Raw genomic sequence first — 18,303 nt, 5'->3', positions numbered from 1 at the left:
GCAGCCCCGGAGCACTGAATTAGGCGGGCCGCGGCAGTGCCATGAAATCGTTCGGTTCCAGGACACAGCTGGTGTCCAGGCTGCCGCTGAGGGGGAACCACCCCGGCGTGCGTCCAAAGTTGAACACGCGGACCAGGTGGTAAACCTCCGCGCGGTCTTTGGACACCTTGAGTTCATTGCGGCTGACGAAGAACGGCGTTTCCGCCCGCGACCTTGTGGTCTTAACCTCGATCAGTTTCTCCTGGCCGCTCACCTCGAAGGACAAGATATCGAAGCCGCGCCCGTCACCTTCGGTCTGGCTGACGTGATCGATCCGCCCCGCGAGGTTGCTCTTACCCGCCCTTACAAGGCGCCGGTATTCCAGGTCCGCCACGGCGAGTTCGCCGGCCAGTCCGAGGGCACGGTTCCTCGCTTCAATCGCTGCGTAGTCCGGGCTGCCGATCCTGCCCTGCGAGGGTCCTGAATGCTCGGGGAAAATAATCGTCGGCGTGGCGGCGCTGGTGAAATCCAGGGGGCCTTCGCTGTCCTGCCCCGGAGCCTGCAGCGCCTCGGCCAGGATCAGTTCAACGAGGGACGGGCTGGAGGAGAGCTGGGCTTGCACTTCCGGGACCAAGGACTGCTGATAGTTCTTGGCGGGCTGATAGCCCCGGACGGGACGGAGTCCCAGTTTCATCAACACAGCCGAGATGTTCTGGTGCTTGAACTCAATGGCGGACTCGGACCGGTTGGAGAGCAGCGGCAGGAGCGCCTTCCTGAACGCGCTTTTGACGTACGGCGTCCCCGAGACCTCGAGTCGAAGCATCTCCAAATAGCTCCGCACGGTGGCCGCGACTTCGGCATTCGACCATGCCGTTTGTTTTTCGGCCAAGGCCGCCCCCAGTCTTGAGTTGTCCGCTTTCGGCCCAGGCTACAACACGTTTCCGCCGTCTGTTCGCCACCGTCCCGCGTGCGGGGAACCCGAGCACCGAACAGGGTGCGGGATACTTGAAGCATGCAGCCGCGCAAGATCGTCCTCCTCGGGTCCACCGGTTCCATCGGCACACAGGCGATTGACGTCGTCGACGGCGCCCCGCACCTCTTCGAAGTCGTGGCACTCAGCGCCGGCGGCGGCAACCCCGAACTCCTCGCCCGGCAGGCCGTCCACACCCGGGCCCGGGCCATCGGCGCCGCGGCCGGCGACGCGAAAGCCCTTCAGGCACTGATCGACGACGCCGCCAGCGCGGCCGGCGTCACCGGCTACCGTCCCGAGATCATCACCGGACCCGACGCCTCCACCCGGATCGCTGAGATCGAGGCCGATGTGGTCCTCAACGGCATCACCGGCTCCATCGGGCTCGCACCCACCCTGGCCGCGCTCAAGTCCGGCGCCACCCTGGCCCTGGCCAACAAGGAATCCCTGATCGTTGGTGGCGCCCTGGTCAAGGCAGCGGCCCGGGAAGGCCAGATCGTCCCGGTCGATTCCGAACACTCCGCCATCGCCCAGTGCCTGCGCTCCGGCACCGCTGCCGAGGTGGACCGGCTGATCCTCACGGCGTCCGGCGGCCCCTTCCGCGGCAAAACCCGGGACGAGCTGCACCAGGTGTCCCCGCAGGACGCCCTGGCACACCCCACTTGGGACATGGGCCTTATGGTCACCACCAACTCCGCCAGCCTGGTCAACAAAGGCCTGGAAGTGATCGAGGCGCACCTGCTCTTCGACATCCCGCTGGAGAAGATCGACGTGGTGGTCCACCCGCAGTCCGTGGTCCACTCGATGGTCCAGTTCATCGACGGCTCCACGATCGCCCAGGCTTCGCCGCCGGACATGCGCCTGCCCATCGCCCTGGGCCTCGGCTGGCCGGACCGGGTCGCGAAGGCATCCCAGCCGTGCGACTGGAGCAAAGCCACCAGCTGGACGTTCGAGCCGCTGGACACCGCGGCGTTCCCCGCCGTCGGGCTGGCGAAGGATGCCGCCAAACGGGGGAGCACCTTCCCGGCTGTGTTCAATGCCGCAAACGAGGAGGCCGTGATGGCGTTCCATGCCGGCCGGATCCGGTTCACCGACATCGTCGATACCATCGAAGCAGTCCTCAGCGAACACACAGGATCCTCAGGGCTGACAGTGGAGTCCGTGCTGGATGCTGAACGATGGGCACGCGCCCGCACCCACGAACGTTTAGCCGTCAAAAGCGTCTAGAAAGCAGCAGATCGAAGCATGAGCCCCGTCCTCCTCTTTATCCTCGGTGTCGTCTTTGTGGCGATCGGCATCGCCGTGTCCATTGCCCTCCATGAAGTGGGCCACCTGCTGCCGGCCAAGCTCTTCAAGGTCCGCGTCACCAAGTACATGATCGGTTTCGGACCCACCGTCTGGTCCCGCAAGAAGGGCGAGACAGAATACGGTTTCAAGGCCATCCCGCTGGGCGGCTTCGTCTCCATGATCGGCATGTACCCGCCGAACAAGGAGGACGGCACAGTGCGTCCCTCCAGCACCGGCATGTTCCAGTCCCTCGCCTCGGACGCCCGCTCCCTGGCCCATGAGGAAGTCGGCCCCGGGGACGGCAACCGCGTCTTCTACAAGCTGCCGGTCTGGAAGAAGATCATCATCATGCTCGGCGGCCCTGCCATGAACATGCTCATCGGGCTCGGGCTGACGGCCGTGCTGCTGATGGGCTTCGGCATTGCAGCCCAGACCACCACCATCGCCGACGTCTCCAAATGCCAGGTCAAGGCCGGCGAAACGGTGAACCCGGACTCGGCCGACTGCAAGCCCACCCCGGCCGCCGCCGCGGGCCTGCTGCCCAACGACGTCATCACCTCCTTCGACGGCAAAGCCGTGACCAGCTGGGACGAACTCACCGCCTGGATCCGCGCGTCCGCGGGCCGGCAGGTCAGCATCACGGTGGAGCGCGACGGCGCCCCGGTCACCACCACCGTCACACCGGTCCTCTCCTCACGTCCCGTGGTCGGCGACGACGGCCGGCAGGCCAAGAGCGCCGACGGAACCCTCCAGTACCAGGACGTCGGCTTCCTGGGCATCGGCGCGCAGACTGCGCTCGTGCAGCAGCCGGCGTCGACGGTTCTGCCGATGGCCGGTGAGAACATCAAGCAGATCGCCGGAGTCGTCGTGAACCTCCCGGCGCGCGTGGCCGGGGTCGCGAAGGCGGCCTTCAGCGAAGAGCCCCGCGACCCCAACGGACCCATCAGCGTGGTCGGTGTGGGGCGGGTGGCCGGCGAGGTCGCCGCGATGGAGCAGGTTCCGATGCAGTCCCGGGTGGCCACCCTGGTGGGGCTGCTGGCCGGACTCAACTTCGCCCTGGCCGTCTTCAACCTCATCCCTTTGCTTCCGCTCGACGGCGGCCACGTGGCCGGCGCGCTCTACGAAGGCGCCCGACGCCGGATCGCCAAGCTCTTCGGCCGCCCGGACCCCGGCGCGTTCGACATCGCCAAACTGCTCCCCGTCACCTACGTGGTGGCAGTGCTGCTGATGGGTATGGGCGCCCTGCTGATCTACGCGGACATCGTCAAGCCGGTCAACCTCTTCGGCTGACCCGGCCGGCCCCGCGGCCCGGCGGCCTTCTGACCTGGCTGCCCCGGCGGCCTTTTGGCCTGCGGAAATGTCCCGTTAGGTTCAGGACGGTATTGACCGAAAACAGGACGAGGAAGACGGCCCACGCGGATCGCTGGAGGTCCCCGAGCGGCCACCACAGGAACATCTGTGCCCAGAAGTACAGGATGACGTAGGGGATCAACAGTCCAGGTTTGGGCGGTGAACGCCATTCCACCCGGCGCCAGAGATCGAGATAGCTGCCAAAGAGCGCCCAGGTGCCGAGCAGGAGCGGACCCACAAAAAGCCGCCAGGACTGATCTCCGGCGAGGAGCCAGAGGCCGAGGGGGAGCCCCAGCCCTGCGACGGCGTAGGCCAGCCAGCCGGAGCGATCCGCGAGCCGGGGACGCCAGCGCCGGGCGGCGAAGAATGCGGCGAGCACGGCCTGGGAACCGAGGCCGAAGGTGATGAACGCTGCTTCCGCTGGTGTTATCACCCTGTCACCTCCCCGGCGTCCTGGCTGATGTGCCCCAGACTGGACCGACGCGGTGGTCCTGTCAACCGCGATTCCCGGATCGACGCAGGGATGAGCTGGCTGTCTGGGCTGGCGTCTCGGGCGTCTCGGGCCCGCATTGCCTGCAGCCGGCTTCACCCAGCGGCCAGGGGGCACTATGGCGCGGTTCGGCGTCGAAATGGACAGCGGTGTCCGGCGTTTCGTGTCAAAGTGCCCCCGGGCGGCGCCAGATGCCCTGCCAGCTATGTGCGCCCATCGGCCCAGCCGCCCAGCCAGCCAGATGCCCTGCCAGCCAGCCGGCAGCCCGGCCAGCGAGCCCGCCGGTCCGGCCTGGTGCGGCCCCGCCGGGTCGATTAACCGGATCGGGCTGTTTGTCTCTTATCAGCCTATTTCGGCTAATTTTCAGTAATCAGTTGAAAATGATTGATTCTCAAAGATCAGCCCTTTAGGGTGGGGCTATGTACGTGATGACCATCGACCAGCGCGGCAGCAGCGCCGACGTCGACCGTGTTCCCGGACTCCTGGCGGAGCTGGCAGGGCTGTCGACCGCCGGGCGCTTCGAGCGTTCAGTGGGCGATGAAGTCCAGGGCGTTGTGGAGCGCCCGGACGAAGTCGTGGAGATTGCCCTGCATGCCCTGCGCAGCGGCCGCTGGTACGTAGGCATCGGAGTCGGGGCGGTGGACCTGCCGCTGCCTGCCAGTCCGCGGGAAGGATCCGGGCCGGCGTTCGTGGCGGCCCGCGCGGCTGTCGACAGGGCCAAGGCAGGGTCCGCCCATGTGCCCATCGCCATCGTCTCCGGAGGCCTGCGCCGGGGGGAGGCCGCGCCCTCTCCCGCGGGATCCGCCGGCGCCCGGGCCTGCGCCAACGCCGAGGCGGTGCTGCGGCTGATCGGACGGCTGGTCCAGGACCGGACGGAATCCCAGTGGAAGGTCGTGGACGTGCTGCGCTCGGTGCAGCACGGGCACTCCGGCACGCACGGCACGCAAAAAGTCGCCGCCCAAAAACTGGGAATCACCGAACAGTCGGTGAGCCGTGCGCTGCTGCGCTCCGGCTGGCAGGAAGAATGGGCCGCGAGGCCGGCGGCGGAAATGCTGCTGGACTTCGCCCACAGGACGATCACCGGCAATCACGACGCCGGCAATCACGACGCCGGCGGGCAGTCAGAAGACCGCGCCCAGGATACGGGCCGGCCCCAGCACCCGGATACCCGCATTCCGGACAGCACGGAAGGAGACCGGTGAACGCACTCTGGATCACCCTGACACTGCTCACTGCCGGCTTCGTCGGCTGGCCCGTAACGGCCCTGGTCTTCCGGCTGGCCCGGACCATCGACGACCGGCAGGACGCCGTCGCCGCCGACCCGGCCATTGACCCAGCGGCGGATGTCACCGTTGATCCCGGGGCCGCGGCTGACCCGGCCCCGGGATCAGGGACGGCCGCCACCACCCCTGTCAGCCCCGCCGCCAACACCCCCGCGGGCGCCCCGGCCACCCCGGTCAGCAGCGTCCGGATCCTGCGCGGCGGCGCGATCATCGGGGTGCTCGAGCGGCTGGCGGTCTGCCTCGCGATCCTCGCCGGCCAACCCGTCGCCATCGCCTACGTGGTCGCGATCAAGGGCCTTGGCCGCTTTGCGGAACTGAAGGAGACACCGGTCGCCGCGGAGCGTTTCATCATCGGCACCCTGACCTCGCTGCTGTGGGCGGCCGGCGTCGCCGCCCTCGCCAAGGTTCTCGTCCTCGGCTGAAGCCACCCGCCACGGCGCCCGGATGGGTAGCTGGTCAACGGGGCGATAGTGTATCTCTATGACTGTTTTTGCTGTTGAGTACGTATACGACGCCGAATCCTCCGATGCCCGCAACGCCAGCCGCCCAGCGCACCGCGAATGGACCGCAGAACTTGCCCAGGAGGGAACGCTGCTCGCCAGCGGCCCCTACGGTGACGGCGCCGGTGCCCTGCTCATCTTCAAGGCCTCCGACGAGCAGGCACTGAACGAGGTCCTCAAGCAGGACCCCTTCGCCGCGGCCGGTGCCATCTCCGGCACCCGCACGACGGCCTGGGCCCCCCTGACCGGCCTCCTGGCCGGCCACGCGGCCTAACCGTCCCCCGCCAGACCCACTTAGAAACAAGGAGTCCATGTGACCTCGGTCAGCCTGGGAATGCCGTCAGCACCGCCCCCCGTCCTCGCGCCCCGCCGGAAGACCCGCCAGATCAAGGTCGGCTCGGTCGGCGTCGGCTCCGATTTCCCGATCAGCGTGCAGTCGATGACCACGACCCCCACCACGGACATCAACGCCACCCTCCAGCAGATCGCCGAGCTCACGGCTTCCGGCTGTGACATTGTGCGCGTCGCATGCCCGTCCGCGGACGACGCCGAGGCGCTGCCGATCATCGCCCGGAAGTCCCAGATCCCCGTGATCGCGGACATCCACTTCCAGCCGAAGTACGTTTTCGCCGCGATCGAGGCCGGCTGCGCCGCGGTCCGGGTGAACCCCGGCAACATCCGCAAGTTCGATGACCAGGTCAAGGAAATCGCCCGCGCGGCGAAGGACCACGGCACCTCGATCCGGATCGGCATCAACGCCGGATCGCTGGAGCCCGGAATCCTGAAGAAATACGGCAAGGCCACCCCGGAGGCCCTCGTGGAATCCGCCGTGTGGGAAGCCTCGCTGTTCGAGGAACACGGCTTCCACGACTTCAAAATCTCGGTCAAGCACAATGACCCGGTCATCATGGTGGCCGCCTACGAGATGCTCGCGGAGCAGGGCGACTGGCCCCTGCACCTCGGTGTCACCGAGGCCGGCCCGGCGTTCCAGGGCACCATCAAGTCGGCCACGGCCTTCGGCGCCCTGCTTTCCCGCGGCATCGGCGACACCATCCGCGTTTCCCTTTCCGCCCCGCCGGTGGAGGAAATCAAGGTCGGAAACCAGATCCTGCAGTCGCTCAACCTGCGCCCGCGCAAGCTCGAGATCGTCTCCTGCCCGTCCTGCGGACGCGCCCAGGTGGACGTGTACACGCTGGCCGAGCAGGTCACGGCCGGTCTGGAAGGCATGGAGATCCCGCTGCGCGTGGCCGTCATGGGCTGCGTCGTCAACGGACCGGGCGAAGCCCGCGAAGCGGACCTCGGAGTCGCCTCGGGCAACGGCAAGGGCCAGATCTTCGTGCGGGGCGAAGTCATCAAGACTGTCCCCGAGAACCAGATTGTTGAGACACTGATCGAAGAAGCCATGCGTATCGCCGAAGAGATGGGGGAGGCCGATGGCGAAGATGCTGTCAAGGGTAGCCCCGTGGTTAGCGTCTCGTAAGGACGGCGCCGCTCCCGGCGTCGCTGTCCGGACCCTGGGGGGTTCGGACACCGCCCAGCTGGTTGATCTGGCGCGGCAGGACGCCGTCGCCAATGTCTTCATCCTGTCCCACCTGGCAACGTCCGGTTCGGCGGCGCCCACCACCGGCGGCGCCAGCATCCTCGGCGTGTTCGACGGCGGCACGCTCCTGGGAGCCTGCTGGGCCGGCGCCAACCTGGTGCCGGTGCAGCTGGACCCGGGGCTTGCCGGCACGGTCGCTGCGTCCGCGCACCGCTCCGGGCGCCGGTACGCCTCGATCTTCGGCCCGGCCGACACGGTCCTGGCCCTGTACGCCGGGCTCGAACAGTTCGGCCAGACGGCCCATGAGATCCGCGCAGACCAGCCGCTGATGACAATTGCCGGGCCGCCCGCAGTGCCCCCGAACGAGCAGCTTGGCTTCGGCCAACTTGCGGACTTCGACCGGATCCTGCCCGCGTGCGCGGCGATGTTCGAAGAGGAAGTCGGCTATTCGCCGTTCCTCGGCGGCCGGGAGTACTACAGCCGCCGCGTCAAGGGCCTGATCCGCGAAGGGCACTCCATGGTCCACCTGGGCCCCGGGGGCGAGGTGGTCTTCAAGGCCGAGCTCGGCGCGGTCACCCCCGAGGTGACGCAGGTCCAGGGGGTCTGGATGAACCCGGAGTACCGCGGGAAGGGCCTCAGCGCCGGCTACATGGCCGCCGTCGTCGATCTCGCCCAGACCCTCGCCCCGGTCACGAGCCTCTACGTGAACAACTTCAACACCCGGGCGCGCGCCACCTACGAGCGGGTGGGCTTCCGCCAGGTAGGGACTTTCGCCACTGTTCTTTTTTAACACCAGTTCCCTTCTGCCCCAGGAATTAACAGCCATAACGGAAAATATCTGGATGCGGACTCTTGTTTTAGTGCCCTGGGTCACATAGGTTCGAGCTAGCCGTGTCGCATGGGCACGTGTTTCCCCGGGTCAGTTGCCGGGGATGCAGACGCCCTTGAGGGCAACACAACGGAACTCACAGCCAATATTTTGGCGGTGCTGGGGCCGCAGAGCCACGCCATGACAGGATGACCAGCCGGAAACGGCCAGGGGCTTCCGTCAGTTATGGCGTGGCTCTTCCGTGTCCGGGCTGACGGTAGATTAGTACCTAGACGCGTGTGCCGGTTTCTCCGGTTTTATAGTTTTGCCCGCACTTTCCCAGAAACGGATAGATAACCAGTGGTCCTTCGACTCTCCAAGCTGTTCCTGCGCACCCTGCGTGAAGATCCCGCCGACGCCGAAGTGGCCAGCCACCGGCTCCTCGTCCGCGCCGGATACATCCGCCGGGCCGCCCCGGGCATCTACACCTGGCTTCCGCTGGGACTGAGCGTGCTCCGGAAGGTGGAGACGGTCATCCGCGAAGAGATGGCTGCCATCGGCGCCCAGGAAGTGCACTTCCCGGCCCTGCTGCCCAAGGAGCCCTACGAGGTCACCAACCGCTGGACCGAATACGGCGAGGGCATCTTCCGGCTCAAGGACCGCAAGGGCAACGACTACCTGCTGGCGCCCACGCACGAGGAAATGTTCACCCTGCTGGTCAAGGACCTGTACTCCTCGTACAAGGACCTGCCGCTGAGCATCTACCAGATCCAGAACAAGTACCGCGACGAGGCACGCCCCCGGGCAGGCCTGCTGCGCGGGCGCGAATTCATCATGAAGGACTCCTACTCCTTCGACGTCGACGACGCCGGCCTGGACGCCAGCTATGCGGCGCACCGCGGCGCCTACCTGAAGATCTTCGAGCGCCTCGGCCTCGAGGTCATTCCGGTCGCTGCCACGGCCGGCGCCATGGGCGGCTCCAAGAGCGAGGAATTCCTGCATCCCACCGAGATCGGCGAGGACACCTTCGTCCGTTCCGCCGGCGGCTACGCGGCCAACGTCGAGGCCGTCACCACGGTGGTCCCCGCGGACATCGACTTCAGCAACGCCCCCGCCGCCGAGGTACGGGACACCCCGGACACCCCCACCATCGATACGCTCGTGGACGCCGCCAACCTCCTGGTGCCCCGTGCCGACGCCGACGGCGGCGCCTGGACTGCCGCTGACACCCTCAAGAACGTCGTCCTCGCCGTCACCCTGCCAACCGGCGAACGCCAGATCGTTGTTATCGGCGTTCCGGGGGACCGCGGCGTCGACCTCAAGCGCGTGGAAGCGAACATCGGATCCTTCCTGCCGATCGCCGGCGAAATCATCCTCGAGGCCGCCAACGAGGAAGACCTCAAGAAGCAGCCCCTCATCGTCAAGGGCTACCTCGGCCCCGGCCTGTCCCTGGACGCCCCGCTGCTGGGCACCGAGGGCGCCGCCAAGCTCCTCTACCTCGTGGATCCGCGCGTCGTCAGCGGATCCGCCTGGGTCACCGGCGCCAACGAGGCCGGCAAGCACGTCTTCGGCCTGGTCGCCGGCCGCGACTTCGGCTGGGACGGTGTCATCGAATGCACCGAGGTGCGCGCCGGCGACGAGGCCCCCGACGGCTCCGGCCCGCTGGAAACCGCCCGTGGCATTGAAATGGGCCACATCTTCCAGCTGGGACGCAAGTACGCCGAGGCCCTGGGCCTGTTGGTCCTGGACCAGAACGGCAAGCAAGTCGTCGTCACGATGGGCTCCTACGGCGTCGGCGTCACCCGCGCCGTCGCGGCCCTGGCCGAGTCCAACCACGACGACAAGGGCCTCATCTGGCCGCGCGCCGTCGCCCCGGCCGATGTCCACGTGGTGGCCGTCGGCCGCGGCGAGGAGATCTTCGCCGCCGCGGAGAAGCTGTCCCTTGAGCTGGAGGCCGCCGGCCTTGACGTGATCTACGACGACCGCCCGAAGGTATCCCCGGGCGTCAAGTTCGGCGACGCCGAACTCGTCGGCGTGCCGACCATCCTCGCCGTCGGGCGCGGGCTGGTGGACGGGGTCGTGGAGATCAAGGACCGCCGCAGCGGCAACGCCGAAAACATCGCCGTTGAGAAGGCTGTCGACTTTTGTGTCGACGCCGTCCGCAACAGCTGACGCCGCGCAGTCCTGGTAGTGGTCTCCGGACTCGAGTCGATCCAGCTCGGCACCGTGATCCTGATCGTCGTGGCGGGTCTGGCCGCTGGCTGGGTCGACGCCGTCGTCGGCGGCGGCGGGCTGATCCAGCTGCCGGCTATGCTGCTGGTGCCGGGCATCAGCCCGGTGCAGGCGCTGGCCACCAACAAGATGGGGTCCATCTTCGGCACGACGGCCAGTGCCGTCACGTACTACCGCCGCGTGCGCCCCGATCTGCGCACCGCCCTGCCGATGGCGGTGATTGCGATGGCGGGCAGCTACGGCGGTGCGGTGCTCGCGGCGAACCTTCCGGCGAGCGTGTTCAAACCGATCATCGTGGCCGCGCTGGTCGCCGTCGCGCTGTTTACCGCCTTCCGGCCCAGCGTCGGTGAGCTGACCAAGCTGCGCCACGAGGGGCACCGGCACTATCTGGTGGCGTGCCTGATCGGCGGGGTGATCGGCTTCTATGACGGCCTGATCGGCCCCGGCACCGGGTCGTTCCTCATCATCGCGCTCGTCTCGGCGATGGGTTACGCCTTCCTCGAAGCGAGCGCCAAGGCGAAAATCGTGAACGTGGCCACCAACGCGGGCGCCTTGTTGTTCTTCGTGCCGCACGGTGCCGTGCTGTGGGGGCTCGGACTGGTCCTGGGCCTGGCGAACATGGCCGGCGGATACCTCGGCGCCCGCACGGCCGTCAAGCAGGGAAACAAGTTCATCCGCATCGTTTTTCTCGCCGTCGTCGGGGCGCTGATCGTCAAGCTGGGCTCGGACATCTGGCAGGACAGCTTCGCGTAGCAGCCGCTGGCTTTGGGTCACCCGGCGCATCCGCCTGGGGGACTCCCCGGACGGAAGCCGCGGGCGTAGCATGCAGCTATGTCAGCACGTGAAGAACGCTACAGCGATGCCCTGGCGGCCGCGGCCCGGCACGCACGCCAGTGGCTTGAGAGCCAGGAAACGCGGCACGTGGGCCCGCGGGCGACCGCCGCGGACCTCGCCGCCGACTTCGGCGGCCCGCTGCCCCGGACCGGCATGCCGGCGGCGGAGGTCATTGACTACCTGGCCACCAAGGCCGAACCCGGGCTGATGGCCATGCCCTCCGGACGGTTCTTCGGCTGGGTCATCGGGGGGACCCTGCCGGCCGCGCTGGCCGCGGACTGGCTGGTCAGCGCCTGGGACCAGAACGCCGGACTGCGCTTCGCCACTCCGGCGACGGCGGCCATCGAGGAGGCCGCCGGCGCGTGGCTGCTGGAGCTGCTGGGGCTTCCCCCGGAGTCCGACGTCGGCTTCGCCACCGGTGCGACGATGGCGAACTTCACCGGGCTGGCCGCCGCACGGTGGCGCCTGCTGTCCAACGCCGGCTGGGACCTCGACGCCGACGGCCTTGCCGGCGCGCCGAAGATCCACTGCTTCGTGGGCCGGGAACGCCACGACACGATCGACCTCGGCCTGCGGTACCTGGGCCTGGGCAGGCCCACGGTTATCCCGGCGGACCGGCAGGGCCGCATCGACCCGGCGGAGCTGGACTGCGCCCTGGACCGGGCTCTGGCCGCTACGTCGGGAGGTGCGTCGGGAGGTGCGTCTGGCGGTCCCGGAGGGTCCGGTCCGTCCCCGCTGCTGGTCTGCCTGCAGGCGGGGAACCTCCATTCCGGTGCGTTCGATCCCTTCCTGGAGGCAATCGCCGTCGCCAAAGCGCACGGAGCCTGGGTCCATGTGGATGGCGCCTTCGGACTGTGGGCCGCCGCCGTCCCCGAGCTCTCCGCCCTGACCGCCGGGCTGCAGGGCGCCGATTCCTGGGGTACCGATGCGCACAAGACGCTCAACGTCCCCTACGACTGCGGCATCGCGGTGGTCCGTGACGCCCAGGCGCTGCGCTCCGCCATGGGAGTGCAGACGAGCTACCTGATCCACGACGCTGACGGCGCGGCAGACCCCTTTGAAAAGGTTCCCGAACTGTCCCGCCGGGCACGCGGGGTGCCGGTGTGGGCTGCGCTGAAATCGCTGGGCCGGGACGGGGTCGCCGCCCAGGTGCGCGGGCTGGTGCACCGGGCCCGGGAACTGGCGCAGAAACTGTCCGCGCTGGACGGCGTCGAGGTGCTCAACGACGTCGACTACACCCAGGTCTCCCTGGCCTTCGGCGACGACGCCACTACCCGAGCGGTGACGGCACGGATCATCGCTGACGGCCGGGTCTGGATGTCCGGTTCGCGCTGGCAGGACCGCGACATCCTGCGGATCTCCGTCAGCAACTGGAGCACCGACGACGCCGATGTGGCGGTCGCCGTCGCCGCCGTCCGGGACGCCGTGGCCGCGGTCCGCGGCTGACAGCAAACGGTGCTGGTCCCTGCTTCTTACCGGCTCACCCGGGCCGGGCAATCCGCACTGCCGTCACTTTGTACTCAGGGCAGCCCGTGACTTCATCCGCCATGGAGGAAGTGAGCCGGTTGACCGTGGCACCGGGGAAGTGGAATCCGGCAAACACCATGCCGGGTCCCACATCGTCGGTGATCCTCGCCCGCAGGAGCGCCGTTCCGTGCCGGCTGCCGAGCTGGACGTAGTCGCCGTCATGGAGGCCCAGCCCCGCCGCGTCGCCCGGTTCGACGTCGACCGTCTCTTCGGTCAGCAGGCGCAGGTTGTCGGTGCGTCGGGTCATGCTGCCGGAGTTGTAGTGCTCTCCCCGGCGGCCGGTGATCAGCAGGAACGGGAAGTCCTCGTCGCATTGCTCGCCCGGAGGCAGGTAGGGCCGTGCTGCCAGCCGCGCCAGGCCGTCGGGTGTGGCAAAGCGGTCCTCGTAGAGCCGTGGCGTTCCTAAGGAATCGGCAGACCCGCATGGCCAATGCAGCGGACCGTCCCGATCCAGGCGCTGATGCGATATTCCACCGAAAAGCGGTGAGACAGAGGCGCATTCCGCCATGGCTTCGGCCGGTGTCGGGCATCCCAGGTCCGCTCCCATGCGTGCCGCGACGTCGCGGAGCACAGCAAAGTCACTGTGGGCGCCGTTTGGGGGCGCCACGGCCTCGCGGACCCGCTGGAAACGCCGGTCGAAGTTGACGAAGGTGCCGTCCTTCTCCAGCCATGCGGCCACCGGAAAGACGACGTCGGCGGCGGCAGCCGTCGGGGAGAGGAACAGATCGTTGCAGATCACGAGCGGGCAGGCTGCCAGTGCGGAGCGCACCGCAGTGCTGTCCGGGTCGGTGGTGAGCACGTCCTCCCCGATCACCCACAGCGCCTGCAACGCCCCGCTGCGGGCTGCTGCAAACATCTGCGGGATCCGCAGTCCCGGACGGCTGGGAATTTCGGACTGCCAGGCCTCTGCGAACCGGGACCGCGCTGCCGGATCGATGACCCTCTGGTAGCCCGGCAGCAAATCGGGCAGGGCTCCCATATCCGAGGCGCCCTGAACGTTGTTTTGTCCGCGCAGCGGGTTCACCCCTCCGCCGGATCCGGGCCCAACGGCTCCGCGCAGGAGAGCCAGGTTGGAAAGGGTCCGGACCCCGTCCGTCCCATGCAGATGTTCGGTCACCCCGAGTCCATAGAAGATCGCCGGAGCCCGCGACTGCCCATACATCAGGGCAGCGCGGACGAGATCCTCCGCGGGGACGCCGGAAATTTCGGCGACGCGGTCCGGCGGGTAGTCGCCGAGCAGCCCGTGCAGTTGGTCGTAGCCGCTGGTGTGGCTGTCGAGGAAATCATGGTCCACCAGTCCCTCCCGGACCAGGACGTGCGCGAGGCCGTTAAATACGGCCACGTTGGTTCCCGGCCGCGGCCGAAGGTGGACATCGGCGTGCCGGGCCAGTGAAGTGCGCCGCGGATCCACCACCACCAGGCGGGCGCCCGCCAGGACCCGCTGGAAGATCCGCGAGCCGACGACAGGGTGGGCCGACGTCGGATTGGCGCCGACGAGGAGGATCGCGTCGCACCGGTCGAGATCATCGAACGGATTCGTGCCCCCGCCCAGCCCGAACGTGGCGGCCAGGCCCGCAGCGGAGGGGGCGTGGCAAAGCCGCGCACAGTTGTCCACGTTGTTGGTGCCCATGACAGCCCGGGCGAACTTCTGGGCCAGATAGTTCTCCTCGTTGGTGGCCCGGGCCGAGGAAATGAGGGCGAATCCATCCGGGTCTTCGCCCCGGATGTCCGCCAGTCGGGCGGCCACGTAGGCGGTGGCTTCATCCCATGACGTGGCCGTCAGCATCCCGTCCTTGCGGATCAGCGGCGTTGTCAGACGGTCCGCGGAGCCGAGGAACGTATGCGCGAACCGACCTTTGACACACGCGTGGCCGCGGTTCACCGTGCCGTCTGCGGCTGGCCGGACGGTCATGATCACATTGTCACGGGTCGAGACTTCCAGACTGCAGCCGACCCCGCAATACCCGCACGTGGTGCGGGTTTGCCGCTCGATCGGCAGCAAGTTGAGCAGCCCAGGCTCGGACAATGCACCTGTGGGGCAGGTGTCGACGCACGCCCCGCACGAAACACAATCGGACTCCGCCCAGGGACCGCCAGTTCCCGGCGCCACCACAGTGGCGGCCCCGCGGCCCACCAGCGTCAGGGCAAACGTGCCCTGGATCTCCGCGCAGGCGCGGACGCAGCGACCGCAGGCGATGCAGAGATCCCGGTCAAGCTTGACGTACGGGTGGGAGTGGTCGACTCCGCGCTCCGAAGGCGTGACGGAGGAGGCCGGGGTGGCCACTCCATAGTCGGCGCATTGCCGGACAAGTTCGCTGCGGTCGGCCGGCACATCCAGCGCCCGGGGCGGCAGCCCAGCGACGATGGACTGCAGGGCCTCCCGCCGCATTTCCCGGGATCCCGCGACGGCGATGCGCATTCCTTCCTCAGCCGGCGTGCTGCAGGCGGCAGCCGGACCCCTGCCGGCAACGTCGACGAGGCAAGTCCGGCACGAAGCGACCGTCGTAAGCCGGTCATCGTGGCAGAGTGTCGGGAGGGCCAGGCCGGCCGTCCGCACCGCGTCTAGGAGCGTAGCACCGGCATCGACCTCGACCTCGCGGCCGTCGACAAGGACTCTCACGGTTGCCATCCGTCCAGGCGGTAGACACGGGCGAGGCTCTGCACCGCGGCGGGCACCCGGCGGCCGAAGGCGCAGAGGCTGCCCGCCGCCATCGTGCGGAGCACCTCGCCCCGTTCGCGGCGGACAGCCGGATCATCAGGAGGCTCCAGCAGGGCACGGCCACGCCAGGACCCCACCCGGCAGGGCGAACACTGTCCGCAGCTTTCCGCCGCCGCAAAGTCCCACAGGTTACGCAGCACCTCCAGGCCCGAAAGCCGGTCATCGAAGGCAACGATTCCCGCATGGCCGAGCGCTGCGCCATGTCTGGAGAGTCCGGCCTCGCTCAACGGGGTGTCGAGGTCGTCGGGGCCGACAAAACCGCCCAGCGGTCCGCCGATCTGGAGGGATCTCAGGGTTGCGCCGTCTCGAAGGCCGCCGCCGAGTTCCTCCACGATCCTTCGCAGCGGTGTGCCGATCTGCACCTCGTAGGCTCCGGGCCGGCGAAAGCGCTCGGACAGGCAGACGAGCACTGTGCCGGCCTCGTCCGCGGTCCCCAGCGCGGCGTATGCGCGCCCACCGTGCTGGACGATCCACGGGAGCGCGCTGAGCGTTTCCACGTTGTTGACCACTGTGGGCCGGCCGCGCAGTCCGCTTTTGGTGGGATACGGCGGACGGGGCCGCACCACGCCGCGCAGCCCTTCAATCCCGTTCAGCAGTGCCGTCTCCTCGCCGGAGACATAGGATCCTGCACCTTCCACCACCTGGAGCTCGAGGCTGAAACTCTTGCCCCCTGCCCCGGGGCCGAGGAATCCGGCGGCGTGTGCTTCAAGCAGGGCCTCCCGCAGCCGGGCGGCGGCGACAGGGTACTCCGAGCGGACGAACACGATTCCGGTGGCCGCCCCGACAGCGAAACAGGCCAAGGCAAGCCCCTCGAGCACCCGGTGCGGGTCCTGTTCCATCAAAAGCCTGTCCGCATACGAACCGGGATCACCCTCGTCGCCGTTGGCCACGACCACCCGGGGGCCGGGGTGCTCGAGGGCGGCCCGCCACTTGGCAGCAGCGCTGAACCCGGCTCCGCCACGTCCCCGTAAACGCGCTGACTCCACCTGGCCGAGGACCTCCTGGGGCGCTCCGGCGGCGAGAACGCCGGGCCACGCCGACCACGGCTGCGCAGTTCCCACCAGCCCGGCTGTCAGCACCGGGACCGGACTGTCGATGTGAACCGGAATGGGCGGGGCCTTTCGCGCCGATTCCCCCCGCAATTGTGCCGCCAGATCGGCCCCGGCGCGGGCCTGTTCGCCGTCGAGGGCCGCGGGACCGGCGAAGCAATAGCCCAGGCAGCGCACCGCCTGGAGCGAGACGGAGCCGTCCGCGCTCCGTCCGTCCGCCTCCACCCCGAGTGCCGCTTCCACCTGGGCCACATGGGCTCCGGCTGTCGCTGCGAAGCACGCGGCGGCGGTGCAGACCCGGACGTGCCGGGCTCCATGCTGCGCGGAGAAATCGCTGAAGAACGACGCCGGCCCCCGGACCGCCGCCGCGGGCAAGCCGAGCGCCCGGGCAATGGCCGTCGGTGCGGCGTCCGGTGACCGGAGCAGGTCCCTGACGTCCGCGATCGGCCGGTGGAAGCGGGCCGCATACCGGAGAAACGGATCTTCGCTGATCCGGCCCTCGGGCCCTTCGGACACGGCGTTTGAACGCCCCTCAGAGGGTTCCTGCATGCGTCCCACCCTCGGCCGGAGCCCGGGGACGGGCAAGAGCCGAAAGTCCCGGAACACAGCGGCGGGCCGGGCACTGGAGGCCGGCCAGCTCCAAGCCGCGGTCCGCCGGGCCGTACCTAGCCGGGCTCGGGCAGCGCGTGTGGCCCGGGGATGTCCGGCAGGGAGCCGCCCGCCAGCGTGCTGGCCACCCACAGGTAGCGGGCAACGGCGCCACCACGGCGGGACATTGTCAGGTCAAGGGCGTTCGCTACCGCGCGGACCAGGGCCCATTGCCGGGAAACCTCGGCGTCGAGGCCGGCGGCGGCGCTGAAGTCCAGACACCGTGCGAGGAGGGCTTTCCCGGAATCGGAGCGGTCCAGCTCCCGGATCCGGTTCCACAGCAAGGGTGCCACCGCGAATTCCGCTTCACCGATCATGGGCTGCGGATCGATCGCGGCCCAGCTATCAGCTCCGTCACCGCGGCTGCCACCGGCAGGTTCACCACCCCCGTCCGGTTCGTCGCCCCGGAACCGTGCCAGAACGTTCAGGTAGTGCAGGTCGGTGTGAACCAGCACGTCCCGACCGGATCGGCGGCCCACGGCCCCGCGTGTCTGGCAGACCTCCAGGGCGGCTTCCAACAGCCAGCGCGGGAAGGGACGGCCCAGCTGTTCCCAGCTCTCCGGCAGCTCATCGCTCCACTGTTCGGCCAGGGCCGCCACATGGCCAAACTCCCGCCATTCCGGCCGTCCGTCAGGGACCACGCCCAGCCGGCGGACCACCCCGCCCCACGCCCGAACTGCTTCGTCCATCGGCTCGTCCTGGAGGGACCGGGCCGCGTCCAGGCGCTCCAGCAGCAGCGCACCGGCGCCTTCGTTTTTGGCCAGCAGCCGCACCGCCCCGTGCCCGTTCCAGAGGGACAGGGCGTGAGCTTCCATCGGGGCTTCGTCGTGCGGATAGGCGATTTTTAGGACGGCAGTTTCCGCGTTGGGGCGCCGGTGCACCGGGACCACGATGGATCCGTGTCCGCTCCACGGCAGTACGCCGGGAGCGAGGTCAAGCTCGAGTTGCCACTGGTCCATGCAGAGCTCGATCAGCCCGGGGATCGATGCCAGCCAGTGGCGCCCGGCCTTGCTGCCCCCAAAGCGGCGGCTGAGCTCGGGCGGGATCGGGACGTCCAAGGGATGGTTCACCGGATCCAGCGTAGTTG

The 18,303-nt window shown here is 68.5% G+C and carries 15 protein-coding genes; 10 read left to right on the top strand and 5 right to left on the bottom strand.

Annotated features, from left to right (window positions below):
• Positions 1 to 19: 19 nt before the first annotated feature.
• Positions 20 to 868, bottom strand: a complete 849-nt coding sequence (locus AC1MFL_RS03100) for a protein NO VEIN domain-containing protein (protein WP_479813387.1) — start codon at positions 866 to 868, stop codon at positions 20 to 22.
• Between the two features lie 123 nt (positions 869 to 991).
• On the opposite strand from AC1MFL_RS03100, the gene dxr reads away from it, so the two are divergent.
• Positions 992 to 2,176 (top strand): 1-deoxy-D-xylulose-5-phosphate reductoisomerase, encoded by a 1,185-nt coding sequence (gene dxr / locus AC1MFL_RS03095; RefSeq protein WP_479813385.1) that lies wholly within the window; start codon positions 992 to 994, stop codon positions 2,174 to 2,176.
• A gap of 18 nt (positions 2,177 to 2,194) precedes the next feature.
• Entirely contained in the window at positions 2,195 to 3,526 is a 1,332-nt protein-coding gene (locus AC1MFL_RS03090) for a M50 family metallopeptidase (RefSeq protein WP_479813383.1), read from the top strand.
• Here the strand turns inward: AC1MFL_RS03090 and AC1MFL_RS03085 are convergent.
• Positions 3,510 to 4,019, bottom strand: coding sequence for a hypothetical protein (locus tag AC1MFL_RS03085; protein ID WP_479813381.1), 510 nt, complete (start codon positions 4,017 to 4,019; stop codon positions 3,510 to 3,512). The two genes, AC1MFL_RS03090 and AC1MFL_RS03085, sit on opposite strands and share 17 nt — an antisense overlap.
• Positions 4,020 to 4,495: 476 nt before the next feature.
• On the opposite strand from AC1MFL_RS03085, the gene AC1MFL_RS03080 reads away from it, so the two are divergent.
• The 8 genes from AC1MFL_RS03080 to AC1MFL_RS03045 all read left to right on the top strand — a co-directional run bounded on the left by AC1MFL_RS03080 (position 4,496) and on the right by AC1MFL_RS03045 (position 12,719).
• Positions 4,496 to 5,278 (top strand): MarR family transcriptional regulator, encoded by a 783-nt coding sequence (locus tag AC1MFL_RS03080; RefSeq protein WP_479813379.1) that lies wholly within the window; start codon positions 4,496 to 4,498, stop codon positions 5,276 to 5,278.
• Positions 5,275 to 5,781, top strand: coding sequence for a hypothetical protein (locus AC1MFL_RS03075; protein WP_479813377.1), 507 nt, complete (start codon positions 5,275 to 5,277; stop codon positions 5,779 to 5,781). Before AC1MFL_RS03080 ends, AC1MFL_RS03075 begins: the two co-directional genes overlap by 4 nt.
• Before the next feature lie 58 nt (positions 5,782 to 5,839).
• On the top strand, positions 5,840 to 6,133 hold the full coding sequence (locus AC1MFL_RS03070; protein ID WP_479813375.1) for a YciI family protein: 294 nt from the start codon (positions 5,840 to 5,842) through the stop codon (positions 6,131 to 6,133).
• Between the two features lie 39 nt (positions 6,134 to 6,172).
• Positions 6,173 to 7,339, top strand: coding sequence for a flavodoxin-dependent (E)-4-hydroxy-3-methylbut-2-enyl-diphosphate synthase (ispG, locus tag AC1MFL_RS03065; protein ID WP_301229025.1), 1,167 nt, complete (start codon positions 6,173 to 6,175; stop codon positions 7,337 to 7,339).
• A complete protein-coding gene (locus AC1MFL_RS03060) occupies positions 7,302 to 8,189 on the top strand; it encodes a GNAT family N-acetyltransferase (protein ID WP_479815283.1) in 888 nt (295 codons plus the stop codon). Before ispG ends, AC1MFL_RS03060 begins: the two co-directional genes overlap by 38 nt.
• Before the next feature lie 378 nt (positions 8,190 to 8,567).
• Entirely contained in the window at positions 8,568 to 10,379 is a 1,812-nt protein-coding gene (locus tag AC1MFL_RS03055; RefSeq protein ID WP_479813373.1) for a proline--tRNA ligase, read from the top strand.
• Positions 10,380 to 10,397: 18 nt separating this feature from the next.
• Positions 10,398 to 11,192, top strand: coding sequence for a sulfite exporter TauE/SafE family protein (locus tag AC1MFL_RS03050; RefSeq protein ID WP_479813371.1), 795 nt, complete (start codon positions 10,398 to 10,400; stop codon positions 11,190 to 11,192).
• 78 nt (positions 11,193 to 11,270) lie between these two features.
• Entirely contained in the window at positions 11,271 to 12,719 is a 1,449-nt protein-coding gene (locus AC1MFL_RS03045; RefSeq protein ID WP_479813369.1) for a pyridoxal phosphate-dependent decarboxylase family protein, read from the top strand.
• Positions 12,720 to 12,753: 34 nt separating this feature from the next.
• Here AC1MFL_RS03045 and fdhF read toward each other — a convergent pair whose 3' ends face one another.
• From fdhF to AC1MFL_RS03030, 3 genes are all read right to left on the bottom strand, one after another.
• Positions 12,754 to 15,429: a formate dehydrogenase subunit alpha gene (fdhF, locus tag AC1MFL_RS03040; protein WP_479813367.1), complete on the bottom strand. Its 2,676-nt coding sequence runs from the start codon at positions 15,427 to 15,429 to the stop codon at positions 12,754 to 12,756.
• Positions 15,417 to 17,117, bottom strand: a complete 1,701-nt coding sequence (locus tag AC1MFL_RS03035) for an NAD(P)H-dependent oxidoreductase subunit E (RefSeq protein ID WP_479813365.1) — start codon at positions 17,115 to 17,117, stop codon at positions 15,417 to 15,419. The genes fdhF and AC1MFL_RS03035 overlap by 13 nt, the downstream gene beginning before the upstream one ends.
• Positions 17,118 to 17,233: 116 nt before the next feature.
• Complete coding sequence (locus AC1MFL_RS03030) at positions 17,234 to 18,286, bottom strand: aminoglycoside phosphotransferase family protein (RefSeq protein WP_479813363.1); 1,053 nt, start codon at positions 18,284 to 18,286, stop codon at positions 17,234 to 17,236.
• Positions 18,287 to 18,303: the final 17 nt, after the last annotated feature.

It is taken from the genome of Arthrobacter sp. BG3 (assembly GCF_056680185.1).
Note: the sequence above shows the minus strand (reverse complement) of the source record. Positions and strands in the feature narration are given on the sequence as shown.

Coding starts and splice junctions, on each gene's coding strand:
- fdhF (WP_479813367.1), bottom strand. CDS start 15,429: ATGGCAACCGTGAGAGTCCTTGTCGACGGCCGCGAGGTCGAGGTCGAT.
- AC1MFL_RS03090 (WP_479813383.1), top strand. CDS start 2,195: ATGAGCCCCGTCCTCCTCTTTATCCTCGGTGTCGTCTTTGTGGCGATC.
- AC1MFL_RS03080 (WP_479813379.1), top strand. CDS start 4,496: ATGTACGTGATGACCATCGACCAGCGCGGCAGCAGCGCCGACGTCGAC.
- AC1MFL_RS03035 (WP_479813365.1), bottom strand. CDS start 17,117: ATGCAGGAACCCTCTGAGGGGCGTTCAAACGCCGTGTCCGAAGGGCCC.
- AC1MFL_RS03045 (WP_479813369.1), top strand. CDS start 11,271: ATGTCAGCACGTGAAGAACGCTACAGCGATGCCCTGGCGGCCGCGGCC.
- AC1MFL_RS03070 (WP_479813375.1), top strand. CDS start 5,840: ATGACTGTTTTTGCTGTTGAGTACGTATACGACGCCGAATCCTCCGAT.
- dxr (WP_479813385.1), top strand. CDS start 992: ATGCAGCCGCGCAAGATCGTCCTCCTCGGGTCCACCGGTTCCATCGGC.
- AC1MFL_RS03060 (WP_479815283.1), top strand. CDS start 7,302: ATGCTGTCAAGGGTAGCCCCGTGGTTAGCGTCTCGTAAGGACGGCGCC.